The sequence below is a fragment of the Maribacter corallii genome (genome assembly GCF_047345415.1).
Lineage (GTDB): Bacteria > Bacteroidota > Bacteroidia > Flavobacteriales > Flavobacteriaceae > Maribacter_C.
Genome location: NZ_JBLFEP010000002.1, coordinates 631,086 through 654,443, shown reverse-complemented (window position 1 = coordinate 654,443; position 23,358 = coordinate 631,086). Strand labels below are relative to the sequence as shown.

Here is a 23,358-nt window from a genome sequence, read left to right as displayed (position 1 = left end):
TTCTACAGTCGAAAATTTCGTAATTTGGGGCACTTACACAACATAAAAGATATGTCGGATATCATAGAGAAAACTAAAGTTTTCGCCACGGATTTATTGACCAATGTTTTGGATCCAAAGCATTTGTACCACAATCTAAGACATACCGAGCGTGTCGCTAAAAGTACTAAAGAATTATTGGATGCGCATAATCTTGCCGATGAAGATCGCGAGATACTTATGTTGACAGCCTGGTTACATGACACTGGCTATACCAAAGGAACGAAAGACCACGAGGAGAGTAGCTGTGCCTTGGCAGTTGCATTTCTGACCAAGGAAGGTTATCCAGAAGATAAAATCAAGAAGGTTTCAGATTGCATCATGGCCACAAAACGTTTTCATGAACCTAAAAGCCTCCACGAACAAATCATCCGAGACGCGGATTCGTCACATTTTGGTCAAAAAAGCTACTTAGAAACAGCCGATTATCTCAGAGAAGAGCTCGCCCTATTGGGAATAATGGAGTATTCCAATAAGGAATGGCGAAATGCCAATATTGAAATGTTCAAGACGGAGCATCAATTCTACACCGAATATGCGAAAGAACACTGGCAGCCAACAAAAGAGAAAAACCTGAAAAGCCTGATTAAGGATAAGAAGATTGAAAAAGAAATCGCAAAGAAGGAAGCTTTAAAGGCCAAATACAAATCGGAAAGCCCGGATCGAGGGGTGCAAACCCTGTTTCGTGTAACGCTGAAAAACCACTTAACACTGAGTGATATTGCCGATACCAAAGCGAACATTCTGCTCTCCGTCAACGCGATTATCATTTCAGTGGCGCTCTCAAATCTCATTCCGAAATTAGACAACCCATCAAATACCTATTTGATTTTCCCGACCCTTATATTCTTGACATTCAGCGTAGTGTCAATGGTTTTGGCCGTATTGGCTACACGCCCGAACATTACGGGTGGTCAATTCACAAAAGAGGATGTAGCAGAGAAAAAGGTGAACCTCTTGTTCTTCGGCAATTTCCATAAAATGAAATTGTCGGATTATGAATGGGCGATAGGTGAGTTGGTCAAAGACAAAGAGTACATCTATTCCTCGCTCACAAAAGATCTGTATTTTCTAGGATTAGTGTTGCACCGAAAGTATAAAATACTACGATTGACCTATGTGATTTTTATGATAGGCATCGTGATTTCAGTAGTGGCTTTCGCACTGGCTTTTGCCTTTTTGGGTCCGGAACGACTTGGATAGACCATTCGCTACGATTTTAATTCTTCCATCAAATCTTCGTACGTATACGTGCGCTCCGATTGCTTGTCTTTTTTATAAAGAATCTCCGCTCGTATCGCTTTTAGACCGGCGACCCCTTGAAGCCCCTCTAGTTCAACGATTTCGACCTTACCCGTAAAATAACCTTTGGATTTGAGAAATCTGATGTAACGCAAATATTCAAGCTCATCACTTTTCTGACTATAGACAATGACCATTTTCCCTGTTTGGGTCAACCTTTCGGAAGTTCCTTTTACAAAAGACTTATCGATGCGTTTTTTGATAATTTCGTAACGCGCATTGTAGGTACCATCAACATCAAAGCGTTTTTCGTCCATTCGAAAGCGTATGGATAGCGAGGTATTATACACAAGAATCAAAGAAGCCACATCTAGCTGAACCGGAAGTTCAGGTTTTAATCGATAGTGCTTATTCTCCATTTCACACATCACCTGCAACTGCCACAAACGTAGATTGTTCAGATAAATAGGGCTGAACCTTCGTTCTCTGGTAATGTCGTCGCCAATGTACATGTTATGCTCAATACCATCTGTCTTGTACCGCTCAAAATAATGCGGAAACATCTGTTGCGCTTCTTCTTGACGCTTATCGATCAAAGCCGCCAATTTTTTGTTGATGGTCATTACGCTCGTATCATAATTTTTGCGATGATCATAATACGAATGTGTCTTTTTGTCGATATTGGTCTCATAGCTCGCGATATGTGCTGCCAGGGACTTATCTTCCCCCTTCAGGTGCTCGAAAACAGGATTGATCTCATCCATCACGAAGTTAAATATGGCCTGCTCACTATTGGTGTGCAGCGTTCCCTTTATATCATCGAGATGATTGTTAACGCGAAAGATCAACTCCTCGTAAATGGGCAACTTGGTCATCTCAAATGCCTTCTCTAAAACCCTGCTAATATCAGACAATTGAATCATCAAATCGCGCTGTATGGAAACATTACGGGCATTTGAAGAATCTTTAATGTCGATTTGACCATAGAGTGGATTGATGTTCTCAAAGACAATCTCATTGAATGACGGTTGTTCTTCCCCGTACAAACTATCTTTGATGAAATTTCGAGCCTCTTCTTGAAATTTCCAATACACAGATGAATGTACCGTAGTACACTCATTTTGGATGATAGCATCGATAAAATTCGCCTCTTCTGCTTTTGATCGCAATACCGAAGTAATTATAAAAGGCATAATATCTTCCAACTTTGTGGCTACCACACTGTTGAGTTCATTCTTATTGGGAGAGCCGATTTCTAAAACCCCTAACAAATGCCCATTGTCGGCAATAGGGGCAAATATGGCACTTTGATATCCTGCCTCCTTGAGATTTTTATAGGGCGCGATACCTCCTGAAAGCTCAAAATATTTATTGACATCGGTAACGGCAAAAAACTCGTTGTTTTCCATTAACGACTGATAAGAACCCGGGCACAGGGCCGATTCACACGAAACATACTCTTCATCCCCTAAGATTACGCTCTGAATACCCCCGCCATGTACACATTCAAACTGATCTTGTTGATCGTTATATGCCACAAAACCAACGGTAATGGATTTAAGCCTGAAAAAAGATCGAAAGGTTTCCTGCATATTCTCCATGAAGGAACCTTCTTCCTTTTCCTTCTCATTGGAAATCAATGCCGATTTAATCTCGGAAATCGAATGCTCGGCAGTAACATCGAACATGTTCGAAATGACGAAACCCTTTGATATGAAGCTCCCCGGAGGGATTTTCTCTTGCCATAATTCTATTTTATCATAATTTTCCAATAACTCGTCAACATCCTCTTGAGTCAGCTCTTTCGCTTTATCGGTCGCCTCCAATTCTAAAAAGTCGGCATTATACAGAATGCGGTAGTGGTGCATAACCCCCTTGGCATCAGGAATGTCATAGAAATATGGGCGGGAAAAATCAAGTTTAAAACCGTAGTAAAAATTAAGGACCACAACCGCGGCCATAATGTAATTTACCTCTTCTTCCTGATTTCTGATCTTAGGCTCAAAATCAGGACCTGCTTCTGCCAAAATATTTTGGAATCTTTTTGAAGCCTTAAAAATGGTATTATCGTAGGGCAAAGAAGCGACCTTGATCTCATTGGCTCCCAGTACATCCGAAAAAGTATCCTCCAAGATGATATCGATCACTGCTCTATGTTTATCCAAGAGCGTGAGGTCGGTAAACCCTTCACGTAGTTCAGGGTGCGGTGCTTGCGCATCCAAAACACGTTTGGCCTTGTCCGCAAGAAATGAATCTTCACTTTTGGCCAATTCATCATAGTATTCCAATAGTTTATTGAAACTTATGAGACGCTGAATCGGCATATTTTCAAAGTTGTTCAATGACATAGTACTATATAGTCTACTATTAGCCTATAAAATTACAAAATATCACACGAAATTTTGTTAAAGTGAATCCTAGGTAGTAAACCACGGTATTCCTTTGTTTTTAGGATATTTGGCTAAATTTGAACTATGTCATCAAGATTCAGATTGTCGCGTGCCTATAAGAAAGCCAAAACGGTGCACTTTGACGATACCTCAAAATTCATTTTATTCAGTGATTGTCATCGTGGGGATAACAGTTTTGCGGATGATTTTGCCAATAATCGGAATATTTATTTTCATGCACTGAATCACTACTACAATGAGGGTTTCGAATATTGCGAATTAGGGGATGGTGATGAACTATGGGAGAATATTCAATTCAAATCGATTTTTGAGGCCCACAAAAATGTGTTCAAACTCTTACGGCAATTTCATATTGAAAAGCGACTACATATGGTATGGGGCAATCATGACATGGTATACAAAGACCCTAACTATGTAAAAAAGCATTTGTGGAGCTATTTTGAACCTATAGATGAATGTGAAAAAGAGCTTTTTGAGGGGATAACCTATAATGAAGCCATCGTTTTGAAGCATTCCGAAACCCAACAAGAACTCTTTCTCACCCATGGCCACCAAGCCGATTGGTGGAACTATAAATTTTGGCGGTGGGGACGCTTTCTCGTTCGTGTACTTTGGAAACCCCTTCAGGTCTGGGGCATCGCTGACCCCACGAGTCCGGCGAGAAACTACACTGAACTACGCAAAATCGAGAGGCGCCTTAAAAAATGGATTTTACAGAACAACCTTTTGATTACGGTTGTGGGCCACACCCATCGTCCTCGATTTCCGGAACCCGGAGATATCCCCTTGTTCAATGATGGTAGCTGTGTGCATCCACGAAGCATTACCGGTATTGAAATCGAAAATGGGGAAATCTCGTTAATCAAATGGCAAATCGCAACTACCGAAGGGGGTACGCTCAAAGTCGTACGCATCTTATTGGAAGGGCCTCAAAAACTAGTCGATTACCAAAAGGCCGCCGACTAATTACATGGTCTATTGCAACTTAAAATTTATAGGTATGCTGTAAGGTACCGCCACGTTTCTACCACGTTGTCTGCCCGGAATCATCTGAGGTAGTGCCGCAATAATCCGGAAAGCCTCCTGCTCCAAGGCCGTGTCCGGGCCTCTCATTCTAATGTTGGTGATATACCCCTTATTATCGATTTTAAACTGCACGTGTACTCTTCCCTGAATACCCAATTCCATGGCCGTAGCCGGATATTTAAAATTCTTTTTGATGTGCTCCTGCATTTTTTGCTGAAAGCACGTTCTCTTTTCGGTATTTGAAGCCAGGTTCTCACAACCCGGATAGACCGGTACATTCTCGATTACCGCAAAGGGCACCGAAACCTCTTCCTCCTCTTCGCCCACCTCTACATCATCAACGGCAATTGCCGTTTCGATGACCGTTTCTTGGTTGATCTCTGAACTCTCTATAATCGTCTCCTGAATTTCGGCCTCGTCTTCCACAATTTCAATGACTTCCGGAGCGGAAGGCGGTGGCGGTGGCGGTGGCGTCTTGATGGTCTCGGTAATAGGCACCTGTTCCTTCAAATCATCCTGAACACTGATCATTTGCACAATTTCGTCATCCATTTGATACGATTTATACTCCAAAGCTCTCCACGTAACAAAGAGAACAAGGGTAAGGCCTATTTGAAAAAAAAGGCCGCTACTTCGATTCAAATCCGCTTTTGGGTTTTTCTTTACTTGCATGGCTTTAGGTTTTAATTACTTAAATATAAAAGAGTTACCACCGTATTCATATGACATTTATCAGCTTTTGCGAGGTCTTGTAAATTGAAATATCTTTAGACGAAACAGCATCTTTGGCCAAATAGATCTTGCAATCATCTAAAGGCCATAGTGCCAACTTTCCGAGATCAGATGTCTCGGAACCGCAAAAACCAGCAAAGCAGCATGCAAGAATTACAGCCCTTAATCGATCAGATTCCGCTTCGATTTGATAACATATCGCGAATCGTTCTTTTGGGTATTGTTCAGGGGGTTTTTCTCGGATTGGTCATCCTATTAAGGGGCGGGAGTAAAAATAAGGCCTTGAAAACGTTCGCCTGGCTACTCTTACTACAGTCCGTGGTCATCTTAGACAATCATCTATGTTATACGGGATTAATGAAACATGTACTCCATTTGAATGATTCGACCGAACCCCTAGTGCTATTACTTTTTCCCTTGATTTACCTTTTTCTATATCAATTGCTAGAGCGAAAGCCGTTGCTTGTCAAAAAACATTGGATCCATTTTGTGCCGGCCTTGATTTATGCCCTCACGCAAATCAAATACTACCTCCATCCTTTGTCCGTAAAGTACAATGCCTATCTGGGCGCCTATCATGCGAACCTCAAAGAGGCTGCAGTACCGACGCACATTACCTATGAATATCATTGGGTCAAAGATGAATTTCGATGGTTGGTTTTGGCCAGCTTTCTATGTTATGCCTTTCTTTCCATACGCATGATCCTTTCAAGAAAAAGAACTACCCCATTACCTTCAAAAAAAAACTTGACCAATAAATATCGCTTTAGTAGAAATGTGGTCTTTCTAATGATTACGGCCTTAGTATTGGTTTTTCTAGTTTTCTTGAATCACGATGATGATGCCGGAGACCACTATATCGGTATCTTTAATACGATGGTAGCCTTTGCCACAAGTTTTGTCATGCTCTCGGAATCCCGCTTTTTTGAAAACTCATGGATTGCCGACAAATATGAAACCCTGGGTCATCAACAAACCAAACTCAGCCTCTCCATCGTTGATAAATACATTCAAGAACATTCTTTTTTTCTTTCTCAAGACGCGTCATTGCAAAAATTGGCCCAATCATTACAAACCACAACAAACCATGTCTCCAAGGTCATCAATGTTGAAGCGGGCATGAACTTCAATGAATATATCAACTCTTTCAGGGTGAATTGTGCCAAAGAGCGCTTACTGAATCCGAAATTTGTTCACTTGACCATTGAGGCTATCGGCAATTCAGTAGGCTTCAAATCAAAAACCGCATTCTATAGCGCATTTAAAAAACATACGGAACAATCTCCAAAACAGTACGTGAATCAGAATAAGGGCCTTTAAATACGTTCACAATTGTAATTCTGAACAAAGACGGCTAGAAAAAATGATGGATTTTAATGGTGATGGGGCAATTTTGAGCAACTTAAAATTTTCTCATCATGAAGACAGCCATCAGGCGTTACGATTTAGATTGGTTACGGGTTATTGTTTTTGCCTTGCTCATTTTTTACCATGTCGGTATGTTTTTCGTTCCTTGGGGATGGCACGTTAAAAACAACATCACCTATGAATGGTTACGTTGGCCCATGCTCTTTTTGAACCAATGGCGATTGCCGATACTTTTTTTGATATCCGGTATGGGCACCTATTATGCCCTATCACGTCGTTCGTTATGGCAATTCAATATGGAGCGAATCAAGCGATTATGGGTTCCGTTGGCATTTGGCATGTTGATTATTGTACCGCCCCAAGTGTATTTCGAACGCTTGGCCAATGGGCAGTTTACAGGTTCATATTTTGACTTTTTCCCAAAAGAGGCATTTATTGGGGTCTATCCAGAAGGAAACCTCAGTTGGCATCACCTGTGGTTTTTACCTTATTTGCTCTGTTTCTCGGTTTTACTCTCCCCTATTTTCCATAGGTTGAAGAACAAACCCTCTACTTTTAAAACAAAAATTACCCGACTTCTTCAAAAACCTTGGGCTTTATATGCATTTGTTATTCCGCTTTATATGACAGAGGCGTTCATCGAACCCTTCTTTCCGGTGACGCATGCCTTGATAGACGACTGGTTTAACTTTATCTTTAGTATGATTCTCTTTTTCTATGGTTTTGTGCTCCTCTTGGCTGGGGAAGTATTTTGGAAAAGCCTAGAGAACATAAGAAAAAAGGCGTTGGTTGTCGGTACCATGGCCTTCTCTGCCCTAGTCTTGATCTGGCAGTTGGAGGATGGCTATGTGGTACACTTTACCGAAGCGTTGTTGAAGGTCACTAATCTATGGTCATGGATTCTGGTGCTCTTAGGTTACGCTGCAAAATATCTCAATCAGTCGAGTCATAGTATTGCTTACTGCAATAGGGCGGTATATCCTTTCTATATACTACATCAAACCATTACAGTCGGGCTCGGGTATGCGCTAATGGATTTAAATTGGGGGCTGGCCCCCAAGTTTACCGTAATGACCTTAGGAACTTTTCTGCTCAGTTGGTTGCTCTATGATTTCGTTATACTTCGGATACGGGTATTGCATCCTTTCTTCGGTTTAAAGCCCAAAACCTAGGTATAGCCCCTATAAAAATGGAATCCCATTAAATGCCTATTTTTAGGCCATGAATATTCGGTCCGTTCCAAAGGGTGGTGTAAAAATCCATTCGTATTTATTTCGTGATGGAGTGCCTAAAATTACTCGATCCCTTAGGACTATGATACTTATCGTATGGATAACAATGAGTATGGCATCGTATGGCCAACGTAGGGACACGTTATTTACCGAATACCGAATCGATGAATTTCTTTTTCACGAGAAACCGGCAAAAGTGGTTTTCCCGAATAGGGAACCGAATGGGGAATGGATATGGAGAGCGCGATTTTGGGGCCACGAACCCCAGACCGATAAGGCCCTACTCGACAAAGGTTTTCATTTAGTGTACATTGATGTGGCCGACCTGTTCGGCAACCAAGAAGCAGTACAACTTTGGAATGATTTTTATACGTACTGTCGGGACAAATACACCTTAAAAAAGAAGGTCGTACTAGAGGGGATGAGTCGCGGCGGACTTATTGTCTACAACTGGGCTGCTCAAAATACAGATAAAGTTGCCTGTATCTATGCGGATGCCCCCGTTTGCGACATAAAGAGCTGGCCCGGAGGACTATACACTAGCAAGGGAAGTATGGAAGCCTGGAAAACCTGTTTGGATGCCTATGGGCTTGACGACAAAAGCGTACTGACATTTAAGGGTATTCCGTTGTGCACAAGCACAAAAGTAGCCGAGGCCAACATTCCCGTTTTACATGTTTATGGAGATTCGGATCAAGTCGTTCCCTATGAAGAAAATACAGGAAAACTGAAAGACCTGTTCGAGGCTGCCGGAGGTACGATCCAAATCATCTCAAAAAAGGGAGTCGGTCATCACCCGCATAGCCTAAAAGACCCAAAACCCATCGTAGACTTTATACTTGAAAACTCACCTCATGAAAAATAACTATTTCGGACCTGTACTTTCCATCATTTGCCTGTTCTTTGCCTGTTCCCTAGTTCAAGGGCAGCGCCAGAAATTGCAGGTCGACCAAGACCGCCTTGAAAAAAGAATCTTCGACCTTGCCAAATTCGGGCTCCAAGAAAATGGGGAAACCGAACGCGTAGCCTTCAGCAACGCGGATGTGGAGGCACAACAATGGGTGGTTCGGCAACTCGAAGCATGGGGCCTATCGGTTCATATAGACTTTGCTGGAAATATCATAGGGCGAAAAAAGGGGAAAAAAGCAGGTCTAAAACCTATTTCTTTTGGTTCACATATTGACCGAGTGCCCAATGGAGGTAATTACGATGGCTGTGTAGGTTCTATGGCCTCTTTGGAGGTTTTGGAAGTACTTCATGAAAACAATGTAACCACCAAGCACCCCTTGGAGATCATTATATTTTCCAATGAAGAAGGTGGGGTAATGGGTAGTCGCGCGATAGCGGGCCATCTTGGCAAAGATGCACTTAACGTGATGAATTCGACCGGTTATTCCATGGGCGAAGGAATCATGAGACTCGGTGGGGATACTACCCGAATTGCAGAGGTAGCCCGCCAGAAGGATGACATCGCCGCTTTTCTTGAATTGCATATTGAACAAGGGGGCACCTTGGAAAAAGAGCGCCTACAGATCGGGATCGTCGAGGGTATTGTAGGGCTCAAATGGTGGGAGGTAGAATTTACCGGTTTTTCCAACCATGCCGGTACCACCCCAATGAACGCAAGACAAGATGCCCTTTTAGCGGCCGCTAAATTCATTGTGGCCGTAAACGAGACTGTCACTGGTTTCGAAGGAGCCCAGGTATCGACCGTTGGTCAAATCAAGGCCGAACCCGGGGCCCCTAATGTCATTCCTGGCAAGGTCATCACCAGTTTGGAGATTCGTGATCTTTCATCTGAGGTAATCACTCAAGTTTTCGACGCTATCAAAAAAAGAGGGGAAGCGATCGCCCGGTCGTCAAACGTGCAAATTGAATTCCGTCCGTTGGACACTACTGCCGATCCCGCCATAATGACCGCGGCCATTCAAGATGAAATCGCCACGGCTGCTGAAAACTTGGGGCTTTCTACAAAGAGAATGCCCAGTGGAGCGGGCCACGATGCTCAAGATATGGCCTTGATCGCGCCGACAGGAATGATTTTTGTCCCGAGTAGAGGAGGTATTAGCCATTCTCCCAAAGAATTCACTTCTGCTGAAGATATGGCCAATGGCGCCAACGTATTGTTGCATACCATTTTAGCACTGGACAAAAAACTCAAATGAGCTCATGAAATACGGTCTCAGATTTCTATCCCTCACTCTTCTCATAAGCATGGTTTCTTGTCAACCCGGTGGTGAAACTTTTCCGGATGCCATCTGTATTGAACACGTTTCGGTGATTCATCCTGAAGACGGGTTAACCGAAAATCAGACCATAATCATACAAGGGGAGAAAATTCTTAGAGTTACCCCCTCTTCCAATTTGAAGCTATCTCCAGAAAACCAGATCATTGATGGTACAGGAAAATATATAATGCCCGGTCTATGGGACGCCCATGTACATTTTGCCTATATGGAAAACTTGGCGCCGAGCATGTTTGATTTGTTTTTAGGGTACGGTATTACCAGTGTTAGGGATACAGGTGGCAAAATAGATTTTGTCAAAATGTGGAAAGATAAAGCAGCAGCAAATCCAAATGCTGCTCCTAGGGTAATGATAGCGGGCCCATTGCTTGATGGAATGCCGAATGTCTATGATGGAAGCATACCGCAACGCCCTCCGTTATCCGTTGGTTTACCCACAGTTGAAGCAGCAGTCAAAAAGGTGAACGAATTAGATAGTTTAGAGGTCGATTTATTGAAAGCGTACGAAATGCTAACCCCTGAACAGTTCACCATAATTGCCAAAATGGCGAAGCAAAAAGGACTCAAAGTAACCGGACACGTGCCTTTGAGTATGGATGTAATCGGTGCCTCAAACGCAGGGCTCAGCAGCATGGAGCACATGCGAAATTTAGAATTGTCATGTGCCTCCAATGCAGATGAATTATTACAACAAAGACAACAATTGCTAATCGCCCAAAAAGATAGCGCAGGAGGTATTCTGAGAAGTAAAATTCACGAATTACAAAGGGAAACAGCGGTAAAGAACTACGATGAAACTAAAGCAAATAAGGTTTTGGCAGTGCTGGCCAAAAACGAAACTTGGCAAATTCCGACCTTGGCTTTGAACACTTTTCTCACCAACCGCCATTTCGAACGTCGATCATGGCAAGAGAGCATTGCATTTTTACCGGAAACCATAGCACAACAATGGAGCAAAAGTGTCGCATCCTTAAAAGAGATGCCCGTTACTCCATTTCGAGTATCCTATTCCGATTGGTCTCTAAATATGGTCAAAAAGATACACCGAACGAAGATTGAAATTATGGCCGGTACCGACTGCCCCATTGCGCTTTTGACACCTGGCGAAAGTTTGCATGAAGAGTTGGCTGTTTTAGTTCAAGCAGGCCTCACCCCCCTAGAGGCCTTAAAAACCGCAACCATAAATCCTGCAAAATATTTTAATATGGAAGATGAGCTAGGCCTGGTTCAAGAAGGAATGTGGGCGGATTTGGTCTTACTTGATGCAAACCCCATTGAAAATATTGCCCATACCAAAAGCATCAGAGCCGTCATTAAAAATGGAACGTACTTTGACAAAAGTCAATTGAGGGAAATTCTCAAACGAGCCAAAAACCCTTTGAAATAAAATCGAAGTCGCATTCCAGTTACAAAATACCTCCTCCTTTATCAGTATATTAGTTACCCCTTTTAACCTAAGAAACCTAAATATGAAAAAAAGACTACTCCCTTTCTCATTCCTTTTATTTATTGCATTCGGATTTTCCCAAACTAAGGAAGAAATCGTGGAAGCCATTCACAAAGAAGCGAATGAAAACTCACAACTAGAGCAATTGGCCTACGAACTTATGGACCTCAACGGACCGCGATTAGTGGGTACTCCGCAAATGAAAACCGCCCATGATTGGGCTGTGAATACCTATAAAAAGTGGGGTATTTCCGCCGAAAACCAAGAATGGGGCACATGGCGAGGATGGGAACGTGGAATAACCCATGTAGACATGGTGTTCCCTCGGGTAGCATCGCTACATGCTACACAATTGGCATGGAACCCGGGTACCGGAAAAAAGGGAATTACAGGGGCTTTGATAACCCTTCCAAAAGTATCGGATTCGATGGCTTTCGTAAAATGGTTGCCAAATGTCAAAGGAAAAATAGTACTGGTCAGCATGAAACAGCCCACCGGAAGGCCGGATTATAACTGGGAGGAATTCGCCACCAAAGTCTCCTTTGAAAAAATGAAATCCGAGCGAAAAAAAATAGAAGAGGCTTGGCAGCAAAACATGAAAAATACCGGATATACCAGTAGAAATATCAATGCTGCTCTAGAGAAAGCAGGGGCCATAGGCATCGCACAGTCCCGTTGGTCGAAAGCATTTGGTGCTAATAAGATTTTCAGTGCAAATACTAGTAAAATACCAGTGGTAGATATCTCACTTGAAGACTATGGCATGCTCTATCGCATGGTAGAAAATGGAGCGAATCCGCAGATAAAGATTGTTGCGGAATCCAAAGAATTAGGAGAGGTACCTACCTTTAATACCATAGCGACAATACCCGGTACAGAACTGCCCGACGAGTATGTGATACTATCTGCACATTTTGATTCATGGGATGGTGGCACTGGAGCAACGGATAATGGTACGGGCACGATCACTATGCTCGAGGCGGCACGTATTCTTAAAAAAGTGTATCCCAACCCAAAACGGACCATACTTGTTGGGCATTGGGGAAGTGAAGAACAAGGTTTGAATGGGTCACGGGCTTTTGTTGAAGATCACCCGGAAATCGTTGGCGGCCTTCAGGCTTTATTCAATCAAGACAATGGCACGGGTAGAGTGGTCAATATTTCAGGACAAGGATTTCTACATGCCTACGACTTCTTGGGGCGTTGGTTGGAAAGCGTACCTAAGGACATCACCCAACATATTGAGACTACCTTTCCGGGCACACCCGGCGGTGGAGGTTCTGATTATGCCTCTTTCGTGGCCGTCGGTGCCCCAGGGTTCTCATTGAGTTCACTGAGTTGGAGTTATTGGAACTATACTTGGCACACCAATCTTGATACCTATGATAAGATTGTTTTTGACGATGTGCGCAACAATGCTATTCTCACGGCAATCTTGGCGTATATGGCCTCTGAAGACCCTGAACGAACTCCCCGTGAAAAAGCAACCTTGATCGGCAATAGTCGACGGACCGGAAAACCACTAACATGGCCTACGCCACGTAGCCCAAAAAGAAAAGGCGGGTTAGACAAATAAGACCATGGTTTAATCCAAAATAGTCAGTCCAATAGCTATAGTATCACTCAACTTTGATGGGTTTTGCTCTATTTTGGCCATGACTCGCAACCCACTGAAGAGTGTGAACAGGGTAAAGGCCATAGCTTCCGGGTTTTTGGAAGTGGTCAGGTTGCCGCTCGTGATTCCGTTGCGAATGTACTCGGCAAAAAGCGCTTCCGTTATTGCTGAATTTTGAACCAGTTTATTTTGCAGCGCAGCATCTCCGGGCACAAGCTCGGTAATCGTATTCACGACAAAGCAGCCTTTTGTACACCTACCCGTCTTGACATCGTCAATCACCAACTGAAATAGATTTTGAAACCCTTTCTTGACATCCGGTTCCGAGTGCAGTATATTCCGTAGTGATTCAAGGCTGTTGTTCCGATATTGTTCGAAGGCCTTATCAAAGAGAGCGGTTTTATCTCCGTAGGTGTCATAAATACTTGCCCTATTGATTCCGATATGGCTCACTAAATCCTGTATTGAAGTGGCGTGGAACCCTTTTTCCCAAAAGAGTTCCATCGCCTTATTCAATACTTCTTTCTCATCAAATTGCTTCGTTCGTGGCATAATCCGAAAATCTTACCGCCAAATGTATGAAATGATATTATACTTGAGCAAACCCACCATCCACAGGAATCTCGGCACCAGTAATGTAACTGCTATCGGAAGACGCCAAAAACAAAGCGGTAGTTGCGATTTCTTCGGATTTCCCAAAACGACCGAGGCTTATCATTGAAGGGAAATTAGCCGCCATGGCATCGATATTTTCTTGAGGTACATTGTGTTTTCCATAAATAGGAGTGTCTATCGGGCCTGGTGAAAGGGCATTCACGCGAATTCCTTTCGGACCCAGTTCGGCAGCCAAGGTACGGGTCAACGAACGTAATGCCGCTTTACTCGAGGCATAAGCAGACATGCCCGGAAATCCTTTCACGTCGGTAACTGATGTATTGAACATGATACTCGCGCCCTCATTGAGATGGTTGTAGGCTGCATTGACCGTAAATAAAGGGCCACGTACATTGATATTGTACACTTCGTCAAAGAGTTCCTCGGTAAGTCCGTCAATCGTCTCTAGCCTGAAAATACCGGCATTCAGAAACAGTACATCTATTTTGCCGAAGGTATCGACCGTCTTTTCAATAAGTTTTTTGCTATCCGCCACACTTGAAGCTTCCGCTTTTACCAATAAGTAGTCGCCCGACAGTTCTGAAGGTAATCGATCTAATTTTTCTTGGCTTCTTCCGGTGAGCACAACCTTGGCTCCTTCGGCCAAAAATCTTTTGGCCGTTTCAAGGCCCATTCCACTAGTGGCGCCCGTAATAATGGCTACTTTATTCGCTAATTTTTTCATGGTAATCGTCTTTAAGGGGTTTATATTTCTATTTTGGAACAATCGTTCCGATACAAATATATCAATATCAGAACGATTGTTCCAAAATAAAAAACCGTTTTAACTTTTGTTAAACATTTGAAGTTCGTTTTCACTATCTTCATCACGACTAATTCAAAACCACTCCCTGAGATGAAAATCCTAAAATTATTTCTCGTCCTCTTGCTCGTATTACCGCTAACACTGCTTTCCCAAAGAAGGAAAAAGAAGGGTAGCACGCCTGTTACAACCATTCAAGACTCCCTTTTTCATGGGCTCAAATGGCGCAATATAGGCCCGCACCGTGGCGGTCGTAGCGTAGCTTCATCCGGGGTTGTAGGTGACCCCATGACATATTACATGGGCACAGTAGGAGGAGGTATCTGGAAAACCGTCGACGCGGGAATTTCTTGGAAAAACATCTCCGACGGATTTTTAAAAACAGGTACGGTCGGTGCTATCGCCGTTTCTGAAAATAATCCGAATATCGTTATCGCGGGCATGGGCGAGCATGCTGCACGTGGTGTAATGACTTCCATGGGAGATGGGGTCTACAAATCTACGGATGCCGGAAAAACGTGGACACATATCGGTTTGGACCATACACGTCACATTTCGGATGTCATCATTCACCCTAACGATCCGAATATCATTTTCGTAGCGGCCCAAGGAGCGCAATACGGAGCAACACCCGATCGCGGTATTTATCGTTCCACGGATGGGGGAAACACTTGGGAGCGTGTGCTTTTTGTAAACAATACAACCGGAGCATCGGACTTATCGATGGATATGAAAAACCCATCGATCTTATATGCCGCAATGTGGCAACATCGACGCTACCCATGGATTATGGAGTCGGGCGGCAAAGACTCGGGGCTGTACAAATCCACTGATGGTGGTAGCACTTGGAAAAAAATGAACGAGGGCCTACCTAAGGATTTCGGAAAAGCCGGTATTTCGGTCTCTCGGGCGAATAATGAAATTGTTTATGCCGTATTGGAAGCCGAAGGCACAAAAGGAGGCGTATACAAATCGACCGATGCAGGAAAAAAATGGACGCAGGTCAACAAAGACAGAATCAACATAGCACGTTCGTGGTATTATATGGAAATTTTTGCCGATCCACAGAACGAAAATGTCGTTTACGTATTAAATGCGCCGGTAACCAAATCGATTGACGGTGGGCGTAGCTTCAAACCTCTACCCACGCCTCATGGCGACAACCACCACTTGTGGATTGACCCCCACAACAACCAACGGATGATCAACTCCAATGACGGAGGCTCGAATGTCTCCAATAACGGAGGCAGCAGTTGGAGCACACAGACCAATCAAAATACAGCGCAGTTTTATCGTGTAATTACGGATAACCTGGTGCCTTATAATGTATATGGAGGGCAGCAAGATAATTCCACTGTGGCGATAACGAGTCGTACCAATGATGCGGGTATCGACTGGAAAGACTGGTACGCTGTGGCAGGAGGCGAAAGTGCTTTCTTAGCCTTTGACCCTGACAATCCCGAAATTATTTATGGCGGTACATACCAAGGAAATTTAGACAAATGGGACGCGAAATCACGAGAATCCAAACCAATTAAAGAATATCCCGAATTGGGTCTAAGTATTGCGCCTAAAGACTCAAAATATAGATATAATTGGAACGCTCCCATAATAACTTCCCCTCACGACCGAAAAACGATTTACCACGCCGGAAATGTAGTTTTCAAGTCTACGGACGAAGGGCAAAGTTGGGAAGCCGTGAGTCCTGACCTCACTAAAAACGAAATTGAAAAACACGGGCCGGGTGGTGCACCCTATACAAACGAAGCCGCTGGGGGCGAGAACTACAACACCCTCACCTATTTGGTAGAGTCGCCTCATGAAAAAGGAGTGCTTTGGGCCGGTAGTGATGACGGTTGGTTGCATATCACGAGGGATGGCGGGCAGAATTGGACGAATGTAACCCCTCCAAACGTTCCCGATGGTATTGTGAACAGTATTGATGTTTCCCCACATGATGCCGCCACGGCCTATGTTGTCGTAATGCGCTACAAATCAATGGATCTGAATTCACATATTTTCAAGACCACCGACTATGGACAGACCTGGAGTCGAATCGTAACCGGTATTGTGGGCGAGCACACATTTACACGTGTCGTACGTGAAGACCATAAAAGGCAAGGGTTGTTATATGCCGGTACGGAAACCGGCCTATTCATCTCCTGGAACGACGGTCAAAATTGGCAACCTTTTCAATTGAACCTTCCGGTAGTTCCCATCAATGACCTCATCATTCAAGACAATGATCTCGTTGCGGCTACAGCCGGTCGCGCCTTTTGGATTTTAGATGATCTGGCTGCCGTACAAAATGCCGATTCGGCTAAAGAAACCGTACAGCTATTTCAACCCAAAGACACCTATTTGATTTTTGGCGGCAGTAGTGACAAGCCTCGTCCAGGTTTAGGTGACAATCCAAAAAGCGGTGTCACTTTTGACTACTATTTACCTGCCAATAGCGATAGTTTAGCGCTGAAGTTGGAAGTTCTTCAAGGGAACAAAGTCATTCGTACGTACACCAATAAAAAAGACAAAAATTTCAAGACCTGGCCAGGAGGACCATCAAAACCACAGGTATTGCCTTCAAAAAAAGGGTACAACCGCTTTACATGGAATTTCAAAAGGAAGAGCCTACCGGCAATAGATAAAGTATTTGTTTTCGGAGGAGATACAGGTTCCAATGTCGGCCCGGGCACCTATACGTTGAAACTCTCCTTAGAGGAGCAAACCGTCCAAACGGAGGTGAAGGTACTGGCCAATCCTAAAGTCAAAGCAAGCGCATCGGAGTATCAGGAACAACAAGCCATGTTAGAAGGTATTGAAGAAGTACTCCATACCATACATGAGTCGGTGAACGACATGCGTTCCGCAAAAGCCCAATTAGAAGGGTATGCCAAACTTCTCACGGACAAAGATCAGGCGAAGGCACTTTTAGAGAAGGGAGAAGCACTAGTGAAGCGAATCGTCTCGTGGGAGGAAAACTTGATACAGGCCAAGCAAAAAACGTTTCAAGATGTCATTAATTACAACAACAAACTCAACGCACAGCTTATCCATTTAAAAGGTTACGTTGACGCTGCCGAACCACAGCTGACCCAAGGGGCTAAAGAGCGGTGGGCCGACTTGTCAAAAGACTGGAAAGTATATGAAAATGAACGAAACGCCATTGTTGAAGAGGAAATGAATGCCTATAATTCAATGTATAAAGAACTTGGATTACCCGCGATTATTTTGCCGGAATGATTTTAGACCAAACCTTTACCAACCAAGAGTATTCAAAAACCCGGCTGCCTAGAGGTGAATATGAAAACTGTGTTTTTGAAGGATGTACTTTCGAAAATGGGTATTTGGACAACCAAAATTTTATGGAGTGTGAGTTTATAGCGTGCAACCTCAGCAATGCGAATGTGGCCCATACCATCTTTAAGGAAGTACACTTTTCCGATTGTAAAATGATCGGACTCAAATTTGAGGACTGCAATGATTTCTTGATGGATTTCACATTTCAAAATTGCACTTTGAATTTTTCCTCCTTCTATGGACTGACCCTTAAAAAGCAAGATTTTAAGGCCTGTAAGCTCATGGAAGTTGATTTTACCCAAGCGAACCTAGCACATGCCAATTTTGAATACAGCTATTTGGACAATGCCATTTTTTCGCAAACAAATCTTCAAAATGCGGACTTCACAAAGGCCTTGAATTTTTCCATTGACCCCGAAAAAAATCAGTTGAAGAACGCCAGGTTTACAAAAGAGGGACTACCTGGCCTTTTAAAAAAGCATCAATTAATGGTGGAATAATGTCCGGACAGTCTTTTTTGATTACGTCATGTATATGACAATTCCATTCGGACTTGGAACTCAGCCGTTTGAAAACGGATATTTCGTATATTGTTCAATTCAAAATTACCATCATGAAGCTTACCACACTCGTATTCGTATTGGCAAGTATCTCTTGCCATGCCCAAAATACCCTATCATTAAATGCTGGGGAGAATTCACCAAAAGCCACTTTATCGGAAATCACTTGGATGGAAGGACACTGGAAAGGAGAGGCTTTTGGAGGCATCACTGAGGAAATTTGGAGCCCACCTCTAGGGGGGTCCATGATGTTCTCCTTTAAATTAGTTGTTGACGGCGCGGTCAACTTCTATGAATTGGGCCATATCAGGGAACTTGACGGAACCCTTGTCTTTGAGCTCAAACATTTCGGAGGGGATTTGAAAGGCTGGGAAGAAAGAGAAGAAGTGCAACGCTTCAAACTGATCAAAGTAGTGGGAAATCGCTTGTATTTTGAAGGGTTCACCTTTGAAAAAGTCACTACTGACGAAATCAACATCTATGCCCGTATACATCAAAACGGTACCGAAGAAGAGGTCGTTTTCAACTATAAGAAACAATGAACGAAAAGAAAAAATGTCAGGAATGTGGCGGGGAACTCATGGGCCGTATCGACAAGAAATTCTGTTCAGACGGATGCCGAAACGCTTATCACAATAAAGTAAATCCCGCTACCAAGAATCTCATCCGAAATATCAACAACCGATTGCGAAAAAATTACAAGGTACTGGACAGTTTTACCCTAAAGGATGGGAAAACAAGGACCACCAAGACACGTTTGCTTGATAAAAATTTCGATTTCGACTTCATTACCAATCTCTATACTACAAAAAAAGGTACCACTTATTACTTCGTTTACGATTTAGGGTATCTACCGCTTGACAACGACTACTATATGATTGTGAAAAGGGAATAAAGGTGTAATTACCAGTTTTGTCCACTGAGTTTGAGGGCAGCGACCACAATATCCTTACGACTGATCTGCCCGACAAGAAGACCATCTTTCATGACCGGAAGTCGGCGCCTGTTTCCTTTATGAAAAACACCCGCTGCATCAAAGATGCTTATGTCATGGGGAATGGTATCAACGTTTTTTGTCATAAAACGCTCGACACTCTTGTCGAGAATAGGTTGATTGAAATAGCGGCTTTCCGATATTTGTTTCATACAATCCGCTTCGGAGATGATTCCTACTAAAAATCCATTGTCATCCAACACCGGACCCCCAGATATATTATATTTGGTGAACAGCTCCATAACCTCCAAAATCGATTGCTTAGGAGTGAAAGTCACTAACTTTTTGGTCATATAATCGGTCACCAGTATCGGAGCTTTATATTCTTTCTTTACATCTGCCTTTGCCCTACGGCCTTGAAAACTCTTGATTCCCATAACGTTACAATTTAGGTTGATTACTAAAGATAGCAAATTAATCCATGTGCTTGACATTTTTTCGATGTAAAACCTTTCCCTTTTTGTCTAAAAAACAGTTCAATCAGCATATATCGCCCTTGTCATATGAGAAATTCGGAAGGGTCTTGAATCGCCAAGGTGCCATAAGAATTTCTTACATTTAAACCTAGAACCGCACTAAATGAAAAAGTTTTCGTCCCTAACCGCCTTGTTGCTCATCATAGCTGCCGTGTATTGGAGTTATGAAGGGCTAATGCCTTCCTATTCCGAGGATGCGATGGGTCCCGAGCATCATTTTTCCACCGCAAAGGCCTTTGAACATGTAGAGCAAATAGCACAAAAACCGCACGCAGTGGGCTTTGAAGCCCATACGGAAGTGAGGGCCTATATTGTTTCCGAACTTGAAAAACTAGGACTTGAAACTTCATTACAAGAAGGGTATACTGCGGGTGATTGGGGCAACCTCAGCAAGGCCGTGAATATTTTAGCCAGAATCAAGGGCACCTCTGACGGAAAGGCCCTTTTATTGCTTTCGCACTATGACAGCAGTCCGCATTCTTCATTGGGTGCCAGCGACGCGGGTAGCGGGGTGGCGACCATCTTGGAAGGTCTCCGGGCGTTTTTGAGCGAAAATACCGAACCAAAGAACGATATTATCGTTTTGATTTCCGACGCCGAAGAGTTAGGCCTTAACGGAGCCGACCTGTTCGTCAAGGAACATCCGTGGCGGAAAGATGTTGGGCTGGTCCTAAATTTTGAGGCCCGTGGCAGCGGCGGACCAAGTTATATGCTTATTGAAACCAACCGCGGCAATTCAAAACTGATTAAAGAGTTTACCAAGGCCAATCCGCATTACCCGGTTGCCAACTCCTTGGCGTACAGCATCTATAAAATGCTGCCCAATGACACGGATCTCACCGTCTTCAGGGAAGATGGCGACATCGAGGGTTTCAATTTTGCCTTTATCGATGACCACTACGATTACCACACGGAACATGACACCTATGAGCGCCTTGATAAAAATACCTTGACCCATCAGGGCACCTACCTCATGCCTCTTCTCAAACACTTTAGCGACGCCGATTTGACCGATCTCAAAAGTCTAAACGATTCCATTTATTTCAACATGCCCTTTTTCAAATTGGTATCCTACCCTTTTGAATGGATCTGGCCCATGTTCGCGCTGGCGGTTTTACTATTTATCGTCTTGTTGGTTCATGGTTTCCATAACAAAGAACTTGAAATAAATGCTATACTCAAGGGTTTCCTTCCGATGGTTTTAGTACTCGTTATCAATGGTGCCATTGGATATTTTAGTTGGTCCATCTTGAAATCGATTTATCCCCACTACAAAGATATCCTTCATGGCTTCACCTATAATGGGCATACCTATATTGCCGCTTTTGTTTTCTTGTCTTTGGGGATCTGTTTTTATGGCTATCGGCAGTTCAGAAAATTAAAAATGTCGAATTTACTGGTTGGCCCTATCATACTCTGGCTCCTCATTTGTGCGCTGATAGCCCTCTATTTACCTGGAGCTAGTTTTTTTATCATCCCCCTATTTGCTTTGTTGGCCTCCTTTTGGGTGGTGCTGAATCAAGAAGTTCCTTCCGCCTACTTAATGGTCTTTCTAGGACTACCGGCGATTTTCATTTTCGCTCCCTTTCTCAAGATGTTTCCGGTAGGCCTCGGTCTTAAAATGATGGTGGCTTCAACAGCATTCGCTACACTGGTCTTTCTACTGCTCTTACCTGTTTTTGGTTTTATCAAAAGAAAAAAAACACTGGCCTCGCTTTGTCTTTTGATATTCTTGGGCGCTATGATCGTCGCGCATTTCAATTCGGGGTTTTCTGTGGAAAATGCCAAACCGACCAGCCTATTGTACGTTTATGATGCCGATACGAAATCGGCAAAATGGGCCACCTATGAAAATTCTCTTTCGACATGGACAGCTCAATATTTGGGTGCCGACAAAGAGGTTCCCGAAAAATTGGACAATAGCACGATCAGTAGTAAATACAGTTCGAGCTTCACTTATGTCAGCAAGGCCCCGAAAAAGGCGATTCCGATGATGACCATTGAAAAGACCAGGGATACCATTATTGGGGAAAACCGCTATCTTGAAGTATGCATTACACCGCAGCGGAACATCAATCGACTTGAGGTTTTTACGAATGATGTACACTTGAAAAAAGCTTCCGTTAATGGTGTTGAGCTTTCTGAATACTATTTAAAAAATCGTCGCTATGGGAAACTGGTTACCCATTATATCAGCGATAGGCCCTATACGGACCTAGAGCTGATTCTACCGAAAGAGGAACCCTTACGTCTCACCATTTACGAGGCATCGAACGACTTGTTGCAAAATTCCCAATTCAGTATTCCAGCCCGGCCAGAACATGACATTCCCATGCCATTTGTTCTAAACGACGCGATTCTTGTCACTAAAGCGGTTCATTTTGAATAAGTCCATCGGCATCATGGGCTGCGGATGGTTGGGCCTTCCCTTAGCTAGCTCCTTAGTGGAAGACGGGTACCGCGTACACGGCAGTACTACTTCGAATGAAAAAGTAAAGTCTCTTGAGGAAAAGGGTATCCGTCCCTTTGTCATTTCGCTTCATGAGCAGGCCATTGACGGGGATATTTATGACTTTCTGCAGCAGATGGAAGTCTTGGTGCTGAATGTTCCGCCTAAATTAAGAAGTGGTGCGGGTGAGAACTACGTCAAAAAGATGGAACTGCTACATAGCGAAATCAAAAAGAGCGCCGTCCGTAAGATAATCTTTATTAGCAGTACCTCAGTCTATGGTACCGTTGACGGTAAAGTTACCGAAGAAACGACCCCTGTGCCGATCACTGAATCTGGCAAGCAACTCTTCCGCGCGGAAACCCTTTTTTATACAGACGCGGACCTACAAACGACCGTTGTCCGTTTTGGAGGTCTCATAGGCCCTGATCGACATCCGATAACCATGCTTACAGGCAAAAAAGGACTCTCAAATGGCAATGCCCCGATTAACCTTATTCACTTAAATGATTGCATCCATATTATTAAAGCCATCTTCTTAAATTCATGGTATGACGAGATCATAAACGGTGTATATCCATACCACCCTACCAAACGTCAGTATTATGGGGAAGAGGCACGAAAAAGAAATCTACAAGAGCCAGATTATCAAGAAGATACAGAAGAAAAAAGCAAAATAATAGTCCCGAAAACGCTTCTAACTGTTAAAAACTACAAATTCACTACATCGTTATAGTTATCGTTCACCACGCATTTTTGCCCTTACACAACAAAGTAGGGCAAAAAGTGTTAACAAAAGGTGTATTT

19 protein-coding genes are annotated in these 23,358 nt (G+C 43.3%); 14 read left to right on the top strand and 5 right to left on the bottom strand.

Annotated features, from left to right (window positions below; all coding sequences use genetic code 11):
• The first annotated feature begins 51 nt into the window (after positions 1 to 51).
• Positions 52 to 1,242, top strand: coding sequence for a Pycsar system effector family protein (locus ACKWCA_RS08145; RefSeq protein ID WP_413977680.1), 1,191 nt, complete (start codon positions 52 to 54; stop codon positions 1,240 to 1,242).
• An 8-nt stretch (positions 1,243 to 1,250) separates the two neighbouring features.
• Here the strand turns inward: ACKWCA_RS08145 and ACKWCA_RS08140 are convergent, their stop codons facing one another.
• Positions 1,251 to 3,629, bottom strand: coding sequence for a GAF domain-containing protein (locus ACKWCA_RS08140; protein WP_413977679.1), 2,379 nt, complete (start codon positions 3,627 to 3,629; stop codon positions 1,251 to 1,253).
• 126 nt (positions 3,630 to 3,755) lie between these two features.
• On the opposite strand from ACKWCA_RS08140, the gene ACKWCA_RS08135 reads away from it, so the two are divergent.
• Positions 3,756 to 4,658 carry a metallophosphoesterase gene (locus ACKWCA_RS08135; protein WP_413977678.1) on the top strand — a complete coding sequence of 301 codons (903 nt, stop codon included), beginning with the start codon at positions 3,756 to 3,758 and terminating at the stop codon, positions 4,656 to 4,658.
• A gap of 9 nt (positions 4,659 to 4,667) precedes the next feature.
• Here ACKWCA_RS08135 and ACKWCA_RS08130 read toward each other — a convergent pair whose 3' ends face one another.
• Positions 4,668 to 5,390, bottom strand: coding sequence for an energy transducer TonB (locus ACKWCA_RS08130; RefSeq protein WP_413977677.1), 723 nt, complete (start codon positions 5,388 to 5,390; stop codon positions 4,668 to 4,670).
• Between the two features lie 204 nt (positions 5,391 to 5,594).
• Here ACKWCA_RS08130 and ACKWCA_RS08125 point away from each other — a divergent pair, with 204 nt between their 5' ends.
• The 6 genes from ACKWCA_RS08125 to ACKWCA_RS08100 all read left to right on the top strand — a co-directional run bounded on the left by ACKWCA_RS08125 (position 5,595) and on the right by ACKWCA_RS08100 (position 13,319).
• A complete protein-coding gene (locus tag ACKWCA_RS08125; RefSeq protein WP_413977676.1) occupies positions 5,595 to 6,770 on the top strand; it encodes a helix-turn-helix domain-containing protein in 1,176 nt (391 codons plus the stop codon).
• A gap of 98 nt (positions 6,771 to 6,868) precedes the next feature.
• A complete protein-coding gene (locus tag ACKWCA_RS08120) occupies positions 6,869 to 7,990 on the top strand; it encodes an acyltransferase family protein (RefSeq protein ID WP_413977675.1) in 1,122 nt (373 codons plus the stop codon).
• Positions 7,991 to 8,132: 142 nt separating this feature from the next.
• Complete coding sequence (locus tag ACKWCA_RS08115; RefSeq protein WP_413977674.1) at positions 8,133 to 8,915, top strand: alpha/beta hydrolase family protein; 783 nt, start codon at positions 8,133 to 8,135, stop codon at positions 8,913 to 8,915.
• Positions 8,905 to 10,215 (top strand): Zn-dependent hydrolase, encoded by a 1,311-nt coding sequence (locus tag ACKWCA_RS08110; RefSeq protein ID WP_413977673.1) that lies wholly within the window; start codon positions 8,905 to 8,907, stop codon positions 10,213 to 10,215. Before ACKWCA_RS08115 ends, ACKWCA_RS08110 begins: the two co-directional genes overlap by 11 nt.
• Positions 10,216 to 10,219: 4 nt before the next feature.
• Complete coding sequence (locus tag ACKWCA_RS08105; protein WP_413977672.1) at positions 10,220 to 11,683, top strand: amidohydrolase family protein; 1,464 nt, start codon at positions 10,220 to 10,222, stop codon at positions 11,681 to 11,683.
• A gap of 82 nt (positions 11,684 to 11,765) precedes the next feature.
• Entirely contained in the window at positions 11,766 to 13,319 is a 1,554-nt protein-coding gene (locus ACKWCA_RS08100) for a M20/M25/M40 family metallo-hydrolase (RefSeq protein WP_413977671.1), read from the top strand.
• 9 nt (positions 13,320 to 13,328) lie between these two features.
• Here the strand turns inward: ACKWCA_RS08100 and ACKWCA_RS08095 are convergent, their stop codons facing one another.
• The gene (locus ACKWCA_RS08095; protein ID WP_413977670.1) at positions 13,329 to 13,910 is read right to left on the bottom strand and encodes a TetR/AcrR family transcriptional regulator; all 582 of its coding nucleotides are present in this window, start codon (positions 13,908 to 13,910) and stop codon (positions 13,329 to 13,331) included.
• A 37-nt stretch (positions 13,911 to 13,947) separates the two neighbouring features.
• Positions 13,948 to 14,697, bottom strand: coding sequence for a glucose 1-dehydrogenase (locus tag ACKWCA_RS08090; protein WP_413977669.1), 750 nt, complete (start codon positions 14,695 to 14,697; stop codon positions 13,948 to 13,950).
• 171 nt (positions 14,698 to 14,868) lie between these two features.
• Here ACKWCA_RS08090 and ACKWCA_RS08085 point away from each other — a divergent pair, with 171 nt between their 5' ends.
• The 4 genes from ACKWCA_RS08085 (at position 14,869) to ACKWCA_RS08070 (ending at position 19,527) form a co-directional block, all read left to right on the top strand.
• On the top strand, positions 14,869 to 18,015 hold the full coding sequence (locus ACKWCA_RS08085) for a VPS10 domain-containing protein (RefSeq protein ID WP_413977668.1): 3,147 nt from the start codon (positions 14,869 to 14,871) through the stop codon (positions 18,013 to 18,015).
• Positions 18,012 to 18,572, top strand: coding sequence for a pentapeptide repeat-containing protein (locus tag ACKWCA_RS08080; RefSeq protein WP_413977667.1), 561 nt, complete (start codon positions 18,012 to 18,014; stop codon positions 18,570 to 18,572). Before ACKWCA_RS08085 ends, ACKWCA_RS08080 begins: the two co-directional genes overlap by 4 nt.
• Before the next feature lie 113 nt (positions 18,573 to 18,685).
• Complete coding sequence (locus tag ACKWCA_RS08075) at positions 18,686 to 19,174, top strand: DUF6265 family protein (RefSeq protein ID WP_413977666.1); 489 nt, start codon at positions 18,686 to 18,688, stop codon at positions 19,172 to 19,174.
• Complete coding sequence (locus tag ACKWCA_RS08070; RefSeq protein ID WP_413977665.1) at positions 19,171 to 19,527, top strand: hypothetical protein; 357 nt, start codon at positions 19,171 to 19,173, stop codon at positions 19,525 to 19,527. The genes ACKWCA_RS08075 and ACKWCA_RS08070 overlap by 4 nt, the downstream gene beginning before the upstream one ends.
• 8 nt (positions 19,528 to 19,535) lie before the next feature.
• Here the strand turns inward: ACKWCA_RS08070 and ACKWCA_RS08065 are convergent, their stop codons facing one another.
• Positions 19,536 to 20,003: a CBS domain-containing protein gene (locus ACKWCA_RS08065; RefSeq protein ID WP_413977664.1), complete on the bottom strand. Its 468-nt coding sequence runs from the start codon at positions 20,001 to 20,003 to the stop codon at positions 19,536 to 19,538.
• A 202-nt stretch (positions 20,004 to 20,205) separates the two neighbouring features.
• On the opposite strand from ACKWCA_RS08065, the gene ACKWCA_RS08060 reads away from it, so the two are divergent.
• A complete protein-coding gene (locus ACKWCA_RS08060; RefSeq protein ID WP_413977663.1) occupies positions 20,206 to 22,491 on the top strand; it encodes a M28 family peptidase in 2,286 nt (761 codons plus the stop codon).
• Complete coding sequence (locus tag ACKWCA_RS08055) at positions 22,484 to 23,287, top strand: NAD-dependent epimerase/dehydratase family protein (RefSeq protein ID WP_413977662.1); 804 nt, start codon at positions 22,484 to 22,486, stop codon at positions 23,285 to 23,287. The genes ACKWCA_RS08060 and ACKWCA_RS08055 overlap by 8 nt, the downstream gene beginning before the upstream one ends.
• Positions 23,288 to 23,358 lie beyond the last annotated feature (71 nt).

Excerpts from the sequence above, each read along its gene's own strand:
- ACKWCA_RS08145 (WP_413977680.1), top strand. The coding sequence starts at position 52 with ATGTCGGATATCATAGAGAAAACTAAAGTTTTCGCCACGGATTTATTG.
- ACKWCA_RS08140 (WP_413977679.1), bottom strand. The coding sequence starts at position 3,629 with ATGTCATTGAACAACTTTGAAAATATGCCGATTCAGCGTCTCATAAGT.
- ACKWCA_RS08135 (WP_413977678.1), top strand. The coding sequence starts at position 3,756 with ATGTCATCAAGATTCAGATTGTCGCGTGCCTATAAGAAAGCCAAAACG.
- ACKWCA_RS08130 (WP_413977677.1), bottom strand. The coding sequence starts at position 5,390 with ATGCAAGTAAAGAAAAACCCAAAAGCGGATTTGAATCGAAGTAGCGGC.
- ACKWCA_RS08125 (WP_413977676.1), top strand. The coding sequence starts at position 5,595 with ATGCAAGAATTACAGCCCTTAATCGATCAGATTCCGCTTCGATTTGAT.
- ACKWCA_RS08120 (WP_413977675.1), top strand. The coding sequence starts at position 6,869 with ATGAAGACAGCCATCAGGCGTTACGATTTAGATTGGTTACGGGTTATT.
- ACKWCA_RS08115 (WP_413977674.1), top strand. The coding sequence starts at position 8,133 with ATGATACTTATCGTATGGATAACAATGAGTATGGCATCGTATGGCCAA.
- ACKWCA_RS08110 (WP_413977673.1), top strand. The coding sequence starts at position 8,905 with ATGAAAAATAACTATTTCGGACCTGTACTTTCCATCATTTGCCTGTTC.
- ACKWCA_RS08105 (WP_413977672.1), top strand. The coding sequence starts at position 10,220 with ATGAAATACGGTCTCAGATTTCTATCCCTCACTCTTCTCATAAGCATG.
- ACKWCA_RS08100 (WP_413977671.1), top strand. The coding sequence starts at position 11,766 with ATGAAAAAAAGACTACTCCCTTTCTCATTCCTTTTATTTATTGCATTC.
- ACKWCA_RS08095 (WP_413977670.1), bottom strand. The coding sequence starts at position 13,910 with ATGCCACGAACGAAGCAATTTGATGAGAAAGAAGTATTGAATAAGGCG.
- ACKWCA_RS08090 (WP_413977669.1), bottom strand. The coding sequence starts at position 14,697 with ATGAAAAAATTAGCGAATAAAGTAGCCATTATTACGGGCGCCACTAGT.
- ACKWCA_RS08085 (WP_413977668.1), top strand. The coding sequence starts at position 14,869 with ATGAAAATCCTAAAATTATTTCTCGTCCTCTTGCTCGTATTACCGCTA.
- ACKWCA_RS08080 (WP_413977667.1), top strand. The coding sequence starts at position 18,012 with ATGATTTTAGACCAAACCTTTACCAACCAAGAGTATTCAAAAACCCGG.
- ACKWCA_RS08075 (WP_413977666.1), top strand. The coding sequence starts at position 18,686 with ATGAAGCTTACCACACTCGTATTCGTATTGGCAAGTATCTCTTGCCAT.
- ACKWCA_RS08070 (WP_413977665.1), top strand. The coding sequence starts at position 19,171 with ATGAACGAAAAGAAAAAATGTCAGGAATGTGGCGGGGAACTCATGGGC.
- ACKWCA_RS08065 (WP_413977664.1), bottom strand. The coding sequence starts at position 20,003 with ATGGGAATCAAGAGTTTTCAAGGCCGTAGGGCAAAGGCAGATGTAAAG.
- ACKWCA_RS08060 (WP_413977663.1), top strand. The coding sequence starts at position 20,206 with ATGAAAAAGTTTTCGTCCCTAACCGCCTTGTTGCTCATCATAGCTGCC.